This window comes from Paraburkholderia sp. SOS3, from assembly GCF_001922345.1.
GTDB lineage: Bacteria > Pseudomonadota > Gammaproteobacteria > Burkholderiales > Burkholderiaceae > Paraburkholderia.
The window spans coordinates 588,688-602,959 of record NZ_CP018811.1 but is presented as its reverse complement, the minus strand read 5'-3'; the positions used below and the strand labels follow the sequence as shown (position 1 = coordinate 602,959).

13 protein-coding genes and 1 pseudogene are annotated in these 14,272 nt (G+C 63.0%); 9 read left to right on the top strand and 5 right to left on the bottom strand.

Annotation, left to right across the window (positions count from 1 at the left end):
• The first annotated feature begins 483 nt into the window (after positions 1-483).
• Positions 484-1,767 (top strand): PepSY-associated TM helix domain-containing protein, encoded by a 1,284-nt coding sequence (locus tag BTO02_RS02775; protein ID WP_075155725.1) that lies wholly within the window; start codon positions 484-486, stop codon positions 1,765-1,767.
• A gap of 34 nt (positions 1,768-1,801) precedes the next feature.
• Here BTO02_RS02775 and purU read toward each other — a convergent pair whose 3' ends face one another.
• The 5 genes from purU to BTO02_RS02750 all read right to left on the bottom strand — a co-directional run bounded on the left by purU (position 1,802) and on the right by BTO02_RS02750 (position 7,242).
• Positions 1,802-2,683: a formyltetrahydrofolate deformylase gene (gene purU / locus BTO02_RS02770; protein WP_075155724.1), complete on the bottom strand. Its 882-nt coding sequence runs from the start codon at positions 2,681-2,683 to the stop codon at positions 1,802-1,804.
• 117 nt (positions 2,684-2,800) lie between these two features.
• Positions 2,801-3,679: an NUDIX hydrolase gene (locus BTO02_RS02765; protein WP_075155723.1), complete on the bottom strand. Its 879-nt coding sequence runs from the start codon at positions 3,677-3,679 to the stop codon at positions 2,801-2,803.
• 82 nt (positions 3,680-3,761) lie between these two features.
• On the bottom strand, positions 3,762-4,376 hold the full coding sequence (locus BTO02_RS02760) for a LysE family translocator (RefSeq protein ID WP_075155722.1): 615 nt from the start codon (positions 4,374-4,376) through the stop codon (positions 3,762-3,764).
• A gap of 123 nt (positions 4,377-4,499) precedes the next feature.
• Positions 4,500-5,066 carry an adenine phosphoribosyltransferase gene (locus BTO02_RS02755; protein WP_075155721.1) on the bottom strand — a complete coding sequence of 189 codons (567 nt, stop codon included), beginning with the start codon at positions 5,064-5,066 and terminating at the stop codon, positions 4,500-4,502.
• Positions 5,067-5,235: 169 nt separating this feature from the next.
• Entirely contained in the window at positions 5,236-7,242 is a 2,007-nt protein-coding gene (locus BTO02_RS02750; RefSeq protein ID WP_075155720.1) for a monovalent cation:proton antiporter family protein, read from the bottom strand.
• 136 nt (positions 7,243-7,378) lie between these two features.
• On the opposite strand from BTO02_RS02750, the gene kdsD reads away from it, so the two are divergent.
• The 8 genes and pseudogenes from kdsD (at position 7,379) to ptsN (ending at position 14,132) form a co-directional block, all read left to right on the top strand.
• Positions 7,379-8,362, top strand: a complete 984-nt coding sequence (gene kdsD / locus BTO02_RS02745) for an arabinose 5-phosphate isomerase KdsD (RefSeq protein ID WP_075155719.1) — start codon at positions 7,379-7,381, stop codon at positions 8,360-8,362.
• Positions 8,362-8,898 (top strand): KdsC family phosphatase, encoded by a 537-nt coding sequence (locus BTO02_RS02740; RefSeq protein WP_075155718.1) that lies wholly within the window; start codon positions 8,362-8,364, stop codon positions 8,896-8,898. Before kdsD ends, BTO02_RS02740 begins: the two co-directional genes overlap by 1 nt.
• A gap of 13 nt (positions 8,899-8,911) precedes the next feature.
• The gene (gene lptC, locus BTO02_RS02735) at positions 8,912-9,499 is read left to right on the top strand and encodes an LPS export ABC transporter periplasmic protein LptC (RefSeq protein WP_075155717.1); all 588 of its coding nucleotides are present in this window, start codon (positions 8,912-8,914) and stop codon (positions 9,497-9,499) included.
• A gap of 30 nt (positions 9,500-9,529) precedes the next feature.
• Positions 9,530-10,171 (top strand): annotated as a pseudogene (lptA, locus tag BTO02_RS02730) (lipopolysaccharide transport periplasmic protein LptA); the annotation flags it as partial.
• Between the two features lie 95 nt (positions 10,172-10,266).
• Entirely contained in the window at positions 10,267-11,049 is a 783-nt protein-coding gene (gene lptB, locus BTO02_RS02725) for an LPS export ABC transporter ATP-binding protein (protein WP_075155716.1), read from the top strand.
• Between the two features lie 242 nt (positions 11,050-11,291).
• Positions 11,292-12,809, top strand: coding sequence for an RNA polymerase factor sigma-54 (locus tag BTO02_RS02720; protein ID WP_075155715.1), 1,518 nt, complete (start codon positions 11,292-11,294; stop codon positions 12,807-12,809).
• Positions 12,810-12,981: 172 nt separating this feature from the next.
• Positions 12,982-13,341: a ribosome hibernation-promoting factor, HPF/YfiA family gene (gene hpf / locus BTO02_RS02715; RefSeq protein WP_075155714.1), complete on the top strand. Its 360-nt coding sequence runs from the start codon at positions 12,982-12,984 to the stop codon at positions 13,339-13,341.
• 275 nt (positions 13,342-13,616) lie between these two features.
• Positions 13,617-14,132, top strand: a complete 516-nt coding sequence (gene ptsN, locus BTO02_RS02710) for a PTS IIA-like nitrogen regulatory protein PtsN (RefSeq protein WP_075155713.1) — start codon at positions 13,617-13,619, stop codon at positions 14,130-14,132.
• Positions 14,133-14,272: the final 140 nt, after the last annotated feature.

Below are 14,272 nucleotides of genomic sequence, written 5' to 3'. Positions count from 1 at the left end.
CAGGTGAATCGGCTTTTTGGAAAACCGCGCGCGGAACCGGTTGCCTGACCGGTGTGACCGTGCGTGTCGTGCGGCGTCGTGCATTGTTGTCTGAACCCTCATCGCGTCGCTCGAGATTAATTGCGAACAATTCTTATTTACAAGAGACGCGATGATGCCAAATGTCGTCTGATATTTGTAAGAAAATGAGGTGCGGCATTTCGTCGCATATACCGGAAAGTCCGGCACGACAAGGCGAAGCGACAGGCTGAATCGTCAATTTAATTTCGACGTGCTTTCACCACCGGCGCGCAGCACCAACCCCTCCCCCTTGCAGCCGGCCTCGACAATCCTTAAGATGCGAACAATTCTTATTTATAAAATCGGACGCAGGCCTATGGATCTGGATTCAATCGGGAGCGCCGTTCCGCGCGCCGCGCTGAGCGTTTTTGCCGCGCCGCGCCTGCAGCACCCGCCGCTTTCTCTGCGCGTTCCGGTTCGCGCATGAGGCCTGCACTCGTCCGTTTGCATCGATGGTTCGGTATCGCGATCGCGCTATTTCTGTTCGTCGCCGGGTCGACCGGCGCTGTGATCGCGTGGGATCACGAGCTCGACGGCTTGCTGAACCCATCGTTCTTTCACGCGCGCACCGACGGTCCCGCGTTGTCGTCGCTCGAACTCGCGCGCCGCATCGAGGCGGCCGACCCGCGTCTTCGCGTCACCTATCTGCCGCTCGCGGTCGAACCAGGCCATACGTTGCAGGCGATGGTCTGGCCGCGCACCGATCCGAAGACGCAGCAGCCGTACAAGCTCGACTTCAACCAGATCGCCGTCGACCCCGCGACCGGCGACATTCAGGGCCGCCGCGAATGGGGCGCGGTCTCGCTCGCGCGGCTCAATCTGATTCCGTTTCTGTACAAGCTGCACTACACGCTGCATCTGCCGTTCGCGGCTGGCATCGACATCGGCACATGGCTGATGGGCATCGTCGGCATCGTGTGGATCTTCGACAGCGCGATTGCACTCGTGCTGTCGTTTCCGAGCGCGAAGGCGTGGCGCAAGTCGTTTGCGTTTCGTGTCGCGCGCGGCGGCTATCCGTTGACCTTCGATTTGCACCGCTCCGGCGGCGTCTGGATCTGGGGACTGCTGCTGATGATGGCGGTCACGTCGGTATCGATGAACCTCAGCAACGAGGTCGTGCGGCCCATCGTGTCGTTGCTGTCGCCGCTCGCACCGACGCCGTTCTCCGATCCGGCGCTCGCGGGCACGCCGCAGCCGGGCACGCCCGATCTGACGCGCGAACAGGTGCTCGAGGCGGCTGGCAGGATCGCCGCTGAAAAGCACATCGCCGCGCCGCCGGGCGCAATCTTCTATGCGGCTGCGCTGCACACCTATGGCGTCGGCTATTTCGCCGCCGGCAAGGATCACGGCGACGGCCCGCTCGGTAATGCGTGGATCTATCTGAACGCCGAGACCGGCCAGCCGACGGGTGCGACGATTCCCGGCAAGGGTTCGGCCGGCGACATCTTCATGCAGGCGCAATTCCCGCTGCACTCGGGACGGATTGCGGGATTGGGCGGACGGATTGCGGTCAGCGCGTTGGGCGTGGCAGTGGCCGTATTGAGCGTGACCGGTCTGATGATCTGGTTGAAGAAGCTCGAAGCGCGGCGGCGCCAGACGCGCCACGCGCAATCCGTGCGCGACACGACGCCGGCCGACATCGATGCACCGCAGGCCCGGCGTGCAAAGCGCCCGGAACGAGGCGAGCGGATCGCCTCACCGCAATAGGCAACGCGGCGACAGGCGACGCGCCTCGTGCCGCTTAACGAAACACCACGGTCTTGCTGCCGTTCAGCACGATCCGGTGCTCGACGTGCCACTTCACCGCGCGCGCAAGCGTCACGCATTCGACGTCGCGGCCGATCGCCGTCAGTTGCTCGGGCGCCATGCTGTGGTCGACGCGCTCGACTTCCTGCTCGATGATCGGGCCTTCGTCGAGATCGGTCGTCACATAGTGCGCCGTCGCGCCGATCAGCTTCACGCCGCGGTCGAACGCCTGGTAATACGGCTTCGCGCCCTTGAAGCTCGGCAAAAACGAATGGTGAATATTGATCGCGCGCCCGGCCAGACGATCGCACAGTTGCGGCGACAGAATCTGCATATAGCGCGCGAGCACGACCAGATCGGCCTGATGTTCGTCGATCACTTCGAGCACGCGCGCTTCCTGCGCAGCCTTCGCATCGGCCTTTCCATCACCCTTCGCCGCAGCGAGCGGGAAGTGATGAAACGGAATGTCGTAGCTCGCGGCGAGCTGATAAAAATCCTTGTGGTTCGAAATGATCGCCGGTATCTCGATGCCCAGTTGCCCGGTGCGATAGCGGAACAGCAGGTCGTTCAGGCAATGCCCGATCTTCGACACCATGATCACCACACGCGGCTTGACCGTCGCGTCGTGCAGTTCCCAACGCATGCCGAACTGTTCGGCGAGCGCCGAAAATGCCGCGCGCAGCGCGTCGAGACCCGGGTCGCCGCCGACTTGCTGGAAGTGCACGCGCATGAAGAACTCGCCGGTGTGGCTGTCGCCGAATTGCGCGGAGTCGAGAATATTGCTGCCGCGCTCGAACAGAAAGCCCGAGACCGCATGCACGATGCCGGGCCGATCGGCGCACGACAGTTTAAGGATAAAGCTGTGATCGGTCGACATGACCCTGGTGACTCCCTTCTGCTAATCCTGTGGTTCGTTTGGCTAGTGTGGCCGCGCCGCTGGCTTGCGCGTCTGGCTTGCGCGTCTGGCTCCGCGTTTGCCCGCGTGTTTGGGTTGCTACCTGGCCGCGCGTCCGAATGCCGTCGCGGATGCAAGCGCCGGTGGCTCGAACAGCGCCTCGATGCCCGCGCACACCGCTTCGTCGATCCATTGGCGGCGCAGCATGCAATCGAGCGTCGCGAGGCTTGCATCGACCGTCATCGACCCTTGTTCGATCCAGCGCGCCACTTCTTCGATGCGGGCGAGCCGATGTTCACCTACTTCGCCATCCTGATTGCGCGGCGCGAAGTCTTCGGGCAGCGCGAGGTCGTAGATGAAGACCTGCTCGGCCTGCGTGCCTTCCGGCAACGACTGCAACACATGCGCCGTACGTCCCGGCGTCGCGCGAATCGCGATGTCTTCCGGAATGCCCGCCTCTTCCCAGCACTCCTTGATAATCGTCGTTTCGACGCTGAAGCCCCAACCGATCCCGCCCGCGACGACGTTGTCCAACATGCCCGGGTCGGTGGCCTTGGTCTCGCTGCGGCGAGCGATCCAGAGCCGCGGCGCACCGTGCGCGTATTCTACGACGCCGTTCAGATGCACCGCGTACGTCATCGTGCCGAAGAAGCGCGATGCGGCACGCTCGATATACGCGAGCGGCGGCGCATCGAACGCGTTGCGGATCGCATAGGTCTCGTCGCGCCAGCCGGGAATGCGGCCGTCCGCGGCCAGCGCGCCGATCACGGCGCCGAGCGCCGCGCTGCGGTTGTCGAGCGTTGAAAAACGCGCGCTCAGCACGACGCGCTGCGCGTCGATCTCGAACACATCGGGCCAGCGCGCAAGCAGCGGCACATCGGCCGCGCGCAACCAGCCAACCTGCTGCCCGTCGATCCAGAACGAAGCGTGCGCGTGCGCGTCGAAGCGGCGCGCGGCCGCGATTGAAGGCAAAGTCATCGAAGCTCCAGCAAATTCGTTTCTATCCGGCAGCAACGCATGCGAGGCAAGTCGAGTCGACGGGCCGCCACGCGCTTCGGCATCAATCGCGCAGCGCGACGCGCAAACCGATCGCGATAAACGTCGCACCGGCAATGCGATCGAGCCACACGCCCGCGCGCGGACGGCGCTTCAGCCAGTTGCCGATCGTCCCCGCGCACACGCCGAACAGCGAAAACACGGCGACTGTCTGCAGCATGAACAACGCGCCGAGTTCGAGCATCTGCACGGTCACGTTTTGCACGCCATGCGGGTTGACGAACTGCGGCAGGAACACGATGAAGAACAGCGTGACCTTCGGATTCAGCATGTTGCCGATCACGCTTTGCCGGAAGATCGATAAAAGCGGCTGCGGCGGACGCTCGTGCGCGGTCGCGAGACCTTTGCTGCGCAGCGCCTTGATGCCGATCCAGATCAGATACGCGGCGCCCGCGAGCTTGATCGCCTGGAATGCGACCGGCGACGATCGCAACACGGCCGCCACGCCGAGCGCGGCAAGCGTCGTGTGAAACGTGATGCCGGCGGCAAAACCGAGCGCCGCAACGAAGCCCGCGGCGCGGCCCTGCGAAATGCCGCGCGCGAGCACCTGCAGATTGTCCGGACCAGGCGCGAACGTGATCGCAAGCGACGTGGCGAGAAAAAGCAAGAAATTGGGCATCGTGAACCTTTTTACGGGGTGACTTTGTACGACGGGTAATGCACGGCAACGGTGGCGGCTGCCGCCGTTTTCGGCGCGGTCGCCGCCTCAGTTGCTGTTTCAGTTGCCACCTCAGTGAGCACCTCAGTGACCGCCGAAATCCGTCACCGTATAAAGCGGCAGACCCGCGGAGCGCAGCAGCGCCGACCCGCCGAGGTCGGGCAGATCGATAATCGCCGCGCCCTCGACCACCACGGCGCCGAGACGCTCGAGCAGCTTCTTGCCGGCGAGCATGGTGCCCCCGGTTGCGATCAGATCGTCGACGATCACGACGCGGTCGCCGGGCTTGCATGCGTCTTCATGAATCTCGACGGTGGCCGCGCCGTACTCGAGCTCGTACGATTCCGAGACGCGCTTGTACGGCAGCTTGCCGCTCTTGCGGATCGGAATGAAGCCGAGGTTCAGCTCGTACGCGAGAATCGGCCCGATGATGAACCCGCGTGCGTCGAGTCCCGCGACGTAATCGAGGCTCGCATCGATATAGCGCTGCACGAACAGATCGATCAGCACGCGCAGCGTTTTCGGGTGCTGCAGAAGCGGCGTGATGTCGCGAAACTGCACGCCGGGCTGCGGCCAGTCGGGCACCGTGCGGATCTGGCTTTTGACGAACTCGGCCGCGTTGAGCGGCACGTTCGCAGGTGCGATGGACATGATGTCTCCAGAAGGATCGTTGACGATCCGGGTCAAACTCGGGAAGAAAATTTCCCGCATGTTCGCCATGTGCCGCTTGTTGCCGCTTGTTGCCGCTTATTGCCGTTCGTTGCCGTTCGGGATCGCGACGCCCTTCGCAACACCGGGCTGCGGGCACATGGAGTGAGATTCAAACCGTCGCCGCGCCCGCCCGCCGATGTTTCGACAGCCGCTCTTCCGCTTCGGCGAGCGCTTCGGGCAAACCGCGCAGCACGACGATGTCGCTTGCGCGCAGCTTCGTCGACGGGTCCGGCTCGACGCCGCGAATGCCGTGCCGGCGAATCGCCGTCACCTCGAGACCCAGTTCGAACAAACCGAGCTCGGCAAGCGTGCGTCCCACCGCGTCGGCCTTTTCGTCGACCGGCACCGATTGTAGCCGCACCTGTTCGTGGCCGTCGTCGTCGTCGACGTCGTCGGCGCCGTGGAAGTAGCCGCGCAACAGACTGTAGCGCTCGTCGCGCAGTTCCTCGACCCGCCGCAGCACGCGCCGCATCGGCACACCCATCACGACGAGCGTATGCGAGGCGAGCATCAGGCTGCCTTCGACGATCTCCGGAATCACTTCGGTCGCGCCTGCGGCGAGCAGCCGTTCGAGATCGCTGTCGTCGACGGTGCGAACGATGACCGGCAGCGTCGGTTCGAGTTCGTGGATGTTGTGCAGCACGCGCAGTGCCGACGGCGTGTTCGCGTAGGTGATCGCCACCGTTCGCGCGCGGTGGATACCCGCGGCAAGCAGCGATTCGCGGCGGCCGGCATCGCCGAATACCACCTGCTCGCCGGCCGCCGCCGCGGCCGCGACGCGATCCGGGTCGAGATCGAGCGCGACATACGAGAGCCCTTCGTGCTCGAGCATCCGCGCCAGGTTCTGCCCCGAGCGGCCGTAACCGCAAATGATCACATGTCCGCTCTGCTTCAGGCTTTGCGTCGCGATGCGCGTCATTTGCAGCGACTGCTGCATCCACTCCGTTGACGACAGGCGCAGCACGATCCGGTCCGCGTTCTGGATCAGGAACGGCGCCGCGAGCATCGACAGCAGCATGCCCGCGAGGATCGCCTGCAGCAGCGTCGCATCGACAAGGTGCTTGTCGAGAATCAGATTCAGCAGCACGAAGCCGAACTCGCCTGCCTGCGCGAGGCCGATGCCGGTGCGCATCGCCACGCCGGGCGTCGCGCCGAACAGCCGCGCGAGGGCCGTGACCATCACGGCCTTCAGCAGAATGGGCCCGAGCAGAAAGCCGAGCACGATAAGCGGATGCTGCCAGATCACGAGCGGATCGAGCAGCATGCCGGTCGTCACGAAGAAGAGACCGAGCAGCACGTCGCGAAACGGCTTGATGTCTTCCTCGACCTGATGCCGGTACGGCGTTTCGGCGATCAGCATGCCGGCGATAAACGCACCGAGTGCGAGCGACAGGCCGAACTTGTCGGTGACGAACGCGGCGCCGAGCGTGACGAGCAGCAGGTTCAGCACGAACAGTTCCTGCGAGCGCCGCCGCGCGACGACGTTGAACCAGCGCGTCATGAAGCGCTGCCCGATCACGAGCAGCAGCGCGAGCGCGATGACGATCTTCACGAACGCGAGACCGAGCGCCGCCATCACGTCGTGCGTATCGCCGCCGGCGAGCGCGGCGATCACGATCAGCAGCGGCACCACGGCGAGATCCTGGAACAGCAGCACACCGAAGATATTGCGGCCGTGCTCGGTCTCGATCTCGAGCCGCTCCGCGAGCATCTTGCTGACGATCGCGGTCGACGACATCGCCAGCGCGCCGCCGAGCGCGATGCAGCCCTGCCACGACAGATGCACCCAACGCTCGACCGCGAAGCCGAGCACGATCGCGGCCGCAATCGTGCCGAGCACCTGCAGCAAGCCGAGGCCGAATACGAGCTTGCGCATCGAGCGCAGCTTCGCGAGCGAAAACTCGAGGCCGATCGAGAACATCAGGAACACGACACCGAACTCGGCCAGATTCTGCGCGCCCTTCGAGTCCGGCACGACGCCGAACGCGTGCGGCCCGACGAGAATCCCCACCGTCAGATATCCGAGCATCGGCGGCAGATTCAGATACCGGAACACGACGACGCCCACCACTGAAGCAAGCAGCAGGAAGAGCGTCATTTCAAGCGGGGAAATCATCGGCGATGAGCGTCCTGGTTCGTCAGAGAACGCTGCGCGCAAAGCCCCGCGCAGCAAGGTTCAGAGGCCCGTGAAGGCAACATCCGGACGAGTTCCGTCCGGCGCGGCGAACATACGCCTTTGTTATACTTCGCGAATGATAGCGAAAATCAATGGCGACCGGGCGTTAGCCTTGGCTCGCGACGTGCTCGACATCGAGGCGGACGCCGTGCGCGCGCTTCGCGATCAGCTCGACGACGGCTTTGTCGAAGCGATCGACTTCATTCTCAGCTGCCGCGGGCGCGTGGTCGTGTCCGGCATAGGCAAATCAGGTCATATCGCACGCAAGCTTGCCGCGACCTTCGCCAGTACCGGCACGCCTGCGTTCTTCGTGCATCCGGCCGAAGCGAGCCATGGCGATCTCGGCATGATCACGGCCGACGACGTATTCATCGCCATGTCGAATTCCGGCGAATCCGAAGAGCTGCTTGCGATTCTGCCGCTGATCAAACGCCTCGGCTCGAAGCTGATCGCGATGACGGGCCGTCCCGATTCGAGCCTCGCGAAGATTGCGGACGTGCATCTGAATTCGGGCGTATCGAAAGAAGCCTGCCCGATGAATCTTGCGCCGACGGCCAGCACGACCGCTGCGCTGGCGCTCGGCGACGCGCTCGCCGTCGCCGTGCTCGAAGAGCGCGGCTTCGGACCCGACGACTTCGCGCGCTCGCATCCGGGCGGCGCGCTCGGACGTCGATTGCTGACCTACGTGCACGACGTGATGCGCACCGGCGACCAGTTGCCGAGCGTGAAGCCCGACGAGACCGTGCGCGACGCGCTGTTCCAGCTGACGGCAAAGCGCATGGGCATGACCGCGATTATCGACGACGAAGCGCGCGTCAAGGGCATTTTCACCGATGGCGATCTGCGCCGCGTGCTCGAACGCGACGGCGACTTCCGCAATCTGCCGATCGGCTCGGTGATGACGCCGCATCCGCGCACGATCGGTCCGGACCGCCTTGCAGTCGAAGCCGTGGAACTGATGGAGCGCCACCGCATCAATCAATTGCTCGTCGTCGACGAAGCCGGACGGCTCGTCGGCGCACTCAACATGCACGATCTGTTTTCGAAGAAGGTGATTTGATGGCAACCACCCTGAGCGCTACCGAACGCGCAAGCCGCGTCAAGCTGATGATTTTCGACGTCGACGGCGTGCTGACCGACGGCGGCCTCATGTTCACCGCGGAAGGCGACTATATGAAGTCGTTCAATTCGATGGACGGCCACGGCGCGAAGCTGTTGCGCGAAGCGGGCATCGAAACGGCGATCATCACGGGGCGCCAGTCGGGCATCGTCGTCGAGCGCGCGAAGAATCTGAAGATCACGCATGTGTACCAGGGCGTCGAAGACAAGCGCGTCGCATTTGCCGAACTGCTGAAGGCGACCGGCATGAAAGCGGAGAATTGCGGTTACATGGGCGACGACTGGCCCGATCTCGCCGTGATGCTGAAGGTCGGCTTCGCCGCGGCGCCGGCGAACTCGCATCCGGAAGTCATCGCACGCGCGCATTGGGTCAGCGAAGCGCGCGGCGGCCACGGCGCGGTGCGCGAGGTGTGCGATACGCTGCTGCGCGCGCAGAATCGCTACGACGATCTGCTGCGCGCCGCGTGCGGAATGTAACCGGAACACACGAATGAACAGGTTTCGCTGGACTTCGCTGCTTCCGGTCGTCGCCATGGCGCTGCTCGCCGGCGTCACGTATTGGCTTTTGCAAGCGACGAGGCCGCGCGAAAACGAAGACGTGGTCCGCCCGAAGACGCATACGCCCGATTACTTCGCCGACAGTTTCTCGGTATCGGAGCTCGATCAGTCCGGCTCGACGCAATATCGCCTCACCGCGCAAACGCTGATTCACTACGAAGACACCGAAGACAGCGACCTGACGAAGCCCGCCATCCGCGCATTCCAGCCCGGCAAGCCGATCGTTACCGCGACCGGCGACCGGGGCACCGTCAATAGCGACGCGTCGATCGTCAACCTGTACGACAACGCGCACATCATCCGTGCGGCCGGTTACGGCGATCCGGAGATGCAGGCGGATTCGGAGCATTTTCGGGTACTGGTGAACGACGATGTCATCGAAACGGAAAAGCCGGTTAAACTTCGTCGCGGCCTTTCGGTCATGACGGCCCAAGACGGCATGAATTACAACAACGTGACCCGGGTCATGAAGCTGTTCGGCAACGTGCGCGGCGCGATCGCCGCATCGGACACCAAGTAACCCGGGCGTTTCATATCCAGACGTGACTGCATGAGCGAATCGTTCCCCCGTTTCAACTTCAGCCGCCCGCAGCTCGCGCTGCTGGCTGCCCTGCTCGTCGCGCTGCCGCTCGCGGCCTTCGCGCCGCTCGCGCATGCGGAACGCGCCGACAAGGACAAGCCGCTCAATATCGAAGCGGACAATATGACGTACGACGACCTGAAGCAGATCAACATCTTCACCGGCCACGTCGTGGCGACGAAGGGCACGATCGTGATCAAGGCCGATCGCGTCGAAGTGACGCAGGATCCGCAGGGCTACCAGTACGCAACGGGTACGTCGACCGGCAAGGACCACGCGTATTTCCGGCAGAAGCGCGACGGCGTCGACGAATACATCGACGGGGATGCCGAGCGCATCGACTATGACGGCAAGAAGGACCTCACCACGCTGACCACGCGCGCAACCGTGCGCCGCCTGCAAGGTTTGTCGACAGTGATGGATGAAGTGCACGGCAGCGTCATTACTTACGACGGCCAGAACGATTTCTATACCGCGAAAGCGGGGCCCGACGTTGCCGGCCCGGGCAACCCGAACGGCCGCGTGCGCGCGATGCTCGCGCCGCGCAACGGCGGGGCGCAGCCGGCTACCGGCCCGTCCACGACGCTGCAGCCCACCACCCGGTTCCAAGGCCAGAACGCGAACCCGACGCCGGGCGCAACTTCGACGTCCGAGCGGTCGACCGCTCCGTCGGCCACCGAAAGTCAAGGACAAGGAACGACGAAACCGTGAGCGCACCTGCCCTCCCCAATCGCAAGCCGGCAGGCACCAGCAGTTCGCTCGTCGTGCGCAATCTGAAGAAGCGCTACGGCTCGCGCACGGTCGTCAAGGACGTCTCGCTCGATGTGAAGAGCGGCGAGGTGGTCGGCCTGCTCGGCCCGAACGGTGCCGGCAAGACCACGTCGTTCTATATGATCGTCGGCCTCGTGCCGCTCGACGCGGGCGAAATCGATCTGGACGGCAACTCGATCAGCCTGCTGCCGATTCACAAGCGCGCATCGCTCGGACTTTCGTATCTGCCTCAGGAAGCGTCCGTGTTCCGCAAACTGTCCGTCGAACAGAACATTCGCGCGGTGCTCGAGTTGCAATACGGGGAAGACGGCAGACGTCTGTCGAAAGACGCGATCGCGCAACGCACCGAAGCGTTGCTCGACGAATTGCAGATTGCTCACCTGCGCGAAAACCCGGCTCTGTCGTTGTCGGGCGGCGAGCGTCGGCGCGTCGAAATCGCGCGTGCGCTAGCGACGAATCCGAGTTTCATTCTGCTCGACGAACCGTTCGCGGGCGTCGACCCGATCGCGGTCCTCGAAATCCAGAAGATCGTGAAGTTCCTGAAGCAGCGCAATATCGGCGTGTTGATCACCGACCACAACGTGCGCGAGACGCTCGGCATTTGCGATCACGCGTACATCATCAGCGACGGCAGCGTGCTGGCCGCGGGCGCGCCCGGCGACATTATTGAAAACGAGAGCGTTCGCCGCGTCTATCTGGGCGAGCACTTCCGCATGTAACGCCGCGCGCGTCGCAGGGCGCAGGGCCTCCCTGCAAATGTCTGCGTGCACGCGCGAGCTTGCACCGTCCGCGCGCAGGACGGCTGCCGTTCCAGTAATTTTGACGACATAGGCTCAATGGCTTCGGTCCATTGCACCTGGTCGTGTCCCTGCGCAGCGAAAAATCTCCGTAACCCGCATTTATGCGCTGTTGCGAGGTTTCGCGGTCGTGGCAAACTCTCTAAAATGATTCACACATCGCCATGAAAGCTAGCCTCCAACTTCGCCTGTCACAGCATCTTGCGCTGACACCCCAACTGCAGCAGTCCATCCGGCTGCTGCAGTTGTCTACGCTTGAGCTGCAGCAGGAGGTGTCGATGGCGATCGCGCAGAATCCGTTGCTCGAAACCGAAGACGACTGGATCGCCAGCCCGCTGCGCGTCGCGGCCGACGGCTCGGTCATCGCGCAGGTGCCGAATGCCAGCGCGCCCGAGCCGATGGCAAGCGCGCCATCGTCCACCAGCACTTCCACGTCTGGCGAAAGCTCGGAAAACAGCGAGCCGCAGGGCGTCGACGAATATAACGGTCTCGCGTCGGACAGCAATGCCGATGCGAACCAGTGGAATCTCGACGATTACGGCCGCTCGGGCAACGCGTCCGACGACGACGACCTGCCGCCGCTGCAAATCCACGAATCCGCGACCATGCTGCGCGATCATCTGACCGCGCAATTGCGTGTTACGCAGGCCAGCCCGCGCGATCGCGCGCTCATCACGTTCCTGATCGAATCGCTCGACGACGACGGTTACCTGACCGCGACGCTCGAAGAAGTGCTTGCGGACCTGCCCGAAGAACTCGAAGTCGATCTCGACGAACTGAATGCTGCGCTTGCGCTGCTGCAAAGCTTCGACCCGGCCGGTGTCGGTGCACGTTCGGCATCGGAGTGTCTGAAGTTGCAGCTGTGCCGTCTCGAGCCATCGCCCACGCGCACGCTTGCACTGGAAATCGTCGCTCACCATCTGGAACTGCTTGCTGCGCGCGACTTCACGCGCCTGCGCAAACACCTGAAAGCAAGCGATGACGACCTACGCGACGCGCATACGCTGATCCGCTCGCTCGAGCCGTTCCCGGGCGCCGCATACGGCAAGGCCGAAGCGGACTACGTGGTGCCGGACATCATGGTGCGCAAAACAGCACAGGGGTGGCTCGCCGAACTCAATCCGGAAGTGGTGCCGAAGCTGCGCATCAACCATCTGTACGCGAATATTCTGCGCAACAATCGCGGCGATCCGGGCAGTGGATCGCTGCGCCAACAACTACAGGAAGCACGCTGGCTCATCAAGAATATCCAGCAAAGATTCGAAACGATACTGCGCGTCGCGCAGGCCATTGTCGAGCGTCAAAAGAATTTTTTTGCCCATGGTGAAATTGCCATGCGCCCCTTGGTTTTGCGGGAAATTGCTGATACGCTGGGTCTACACGAGTCGACGGTCTCGCGTGTGACGACCGGGAAGTACATGCTCACCCCGTTCGGGACGCTTGAATTTAAGTACTTCTTCGGATCGCACGTATCGACCGACACTGGGGGCGCGGCCTCTTCCACGGCCATTCGCGCCCTCATCAAGCAACTGATAGGAGCAGAAGACACCAAATCTCCTCTTTCAGACAGCCGCATTGCCGAACTGCTGGCCGAACAAGGTTTCGTGGTCGCACGGCGCACCGTAGCGAAATACCGCGAAGCGCTGAAGATCCCGGCAGTCAATCTGCGCAAGTCTCTGTAGCTCGCTGCCTCCCGTGGCGGGCATTTTCCGGCCGCACCGCTTGTTGGCGGAGCAGGCCGGCCGATACGAGCTGCTACGCTGTTTCCGGGGGACGGCACGGGCAGGCCCGCAGATCGACCGGTGCTGACGTCATTCACGCGGATCCTGGCGGCCATTCGCTTGGAGAAGCACTATGAATCTGAAGATCAGTGGACACCATCTCGAAGTCACACCAGCATTGCGAGAATACGTGATCACCAAACTGGATAGAGTGCTAAGACATTTCGATCAGGTGATCGACGGCAGTGTGGTCCTCTCGGTCGACAATCACAAGGAAAAGGAAAAGAGACAAAAGGTTGAAATCAACCTGCATCTGAAGGGCAAGGATATTTTTGTCGAGAGCTGCGATAGCGACCTGTACGCGGCTATCGACCTGATGATCGACAAGCTGGACAGGCAAGTCATTCGTCACAAGGATCGATTGCAGGGCCACCAGCACGAAGCGATCAAGTATCAGCCGGTGCCTTCTCAGGCGGAAGTGCCGCCGCAATAGCGCTGCGGATCCCTCATGCGAAACCGCCCTGTTCAGGGCGGTTTTTCGTTTAGCGAAAGCTGCGGGTGCGTACTTGCGGTTTTCGACGAAATGCACGGCTCGCGTGCTCCGGAGGCAAATCCGGCGGCCATGGCGCGGCGCACCATCTTAAGCACCGCTGTTCTATAATGTTTTGGTTACTTTCGGGGTCAACCAGCCCGAGTCCCGCCTTATGGGGTCAACTGAAGGCTCATACTGTGGGACTCCACTGCGTATCGCCGCAGCATCTGCCGAGCATGGAACGCTATTCAAACGCCACAGCGAGGAGAACCCAGGCGATCAACGCGCCTGCCAACATGAATCGTTTAGCCAAATATCTTCCGCTCGAAAACGTCGTCGTCGGCCTTTCCGTTACCAGCAAGAAGCGTGTATTCGAGCAAGCGGGCCTGATCTTCGAGAACCAGAACGGCATTGCCCGCAGTACCGTCACCGACAATCTTTTCGCACGCGAGCGTCTCGGCTCGACCGGGCTCGGCGAAGGCGTCGCGATCCCGCATGGCCGGATCAAAGGCCTGAAGCAGCCGCTCGCGGCGTTCGTACGCCTCGCGGAACCGATTCCGTTCGAGTCTCCCGATGGCCAGCCGGTGTCGCTGCTGATCTTTCTGCTGGTCCCGGAACAGGCCACCCAGCAGCACCTCGAAATTCTGTCCGAAATCGCCCAGCTGCTCTCCGACCGCGAGACACGCGAGCGTCTGCACACGGAAGAAAATCGCGAAGCGTTGCATCGCCTGCTGACTCAGTGGCAACCTTAACGGATACGGTTGACAGTTACGGGTAAAGCGGCACAATGCGCGACCAGGGGTCGAGCAACGATCGGGCGACGCGCGAGCGCGGCGGCCGGTCGCCAGCCGGCGACGCCGCGACCGTTATGGAGCCGCAGCCTGAAACCGTC

Excerpts from the sequence above, each read along its gene's own strand:
- BTO02_RS02760 (WP_075155722.1), bottom strand. The coding sequence starts at position 4,376 with ATGCCCAATTTCTTGCTTTTTCTCGCCACGTCGCTTGCGATCACGTTC.
- BTO02_RS02765 (WP_075155723.1), bottom strand. The coding sequence starts at position 3,679 with ATGACTTTGCCTTCAATCGCGGCCGCGCGCCGCTTCGACGCGCACGCG.
- BTO02_RS02750 (WP_075155720.1), bottom strand. The coding sequence starts at position 7,242 with ATGATTTCCCCGCTTGAAATGACGCTCTTCCTGCTGCTTGCTTCAGTG.
- ptsN (WP_075155713.1), top strand. The coding sequence starts at position 13,617 with ATGGAACGCTATTCAAACGCCACAGCGAGGAGAACCCAGGCGATCAAC.
- BTO02_RS02755 (WP_075155721.1), bottom strand. The coding sequence starts at position 5,066 with ATGTCCATCGCACCTGCGAACGTGCCGCTCAACGCGGCCGAGTTCGTC.
- BTO02_RS02775 (WP_075155725.1), top strand. The coding sequence starts at position 484 with ATGAGGCCTGCACTCGTCCGTTTGCATCGATGGTTCGGTATCGCGATC.
- hpf (WP_075155714.1), top strand. The coding sequence starts at position 12,982 with ATGAATCTGAAGATCAGTGGACACCATCTCGAAGTCACACCAGCATTG.
- purU (WP_075155724.1), bottom strand. The coding sequence starts at position 2,683 with ATGTCGACCGATCACAGCTTTATCCTTAAACTGTCGTGCGCCGATCGG.
- lptC (WP_075155717.1), top strand. The coding sequence starts at position 8,912 with ATGAACAGGTTTCGCTGGACTTCGCTGCTTCCGGTCGTCGCCATGGCG.
- BTO02_RS02740 (WP_075155718.1), top strand. The coding sequence starts at position 8,362 with ATGGCAACCACCCTGAGCGCTACCGAACGCGCAAGCCGCGTCAAGCTG.
- BTO02_RS02720 (WP_075155715.1), top strand. The coding sequence starts at position 11,292 with ATGAAAGCTAGCCTCCAACTTCGCCTGTCACAGCATCTTGCGCTGACA.
- kdsD (WP_075155719.1), top strand. The coding sequence starts at position 7,379 with ATGATAGCGAAAATCAATGGCGACCGGGCGTTAGCCTTGGCTCGCGAC.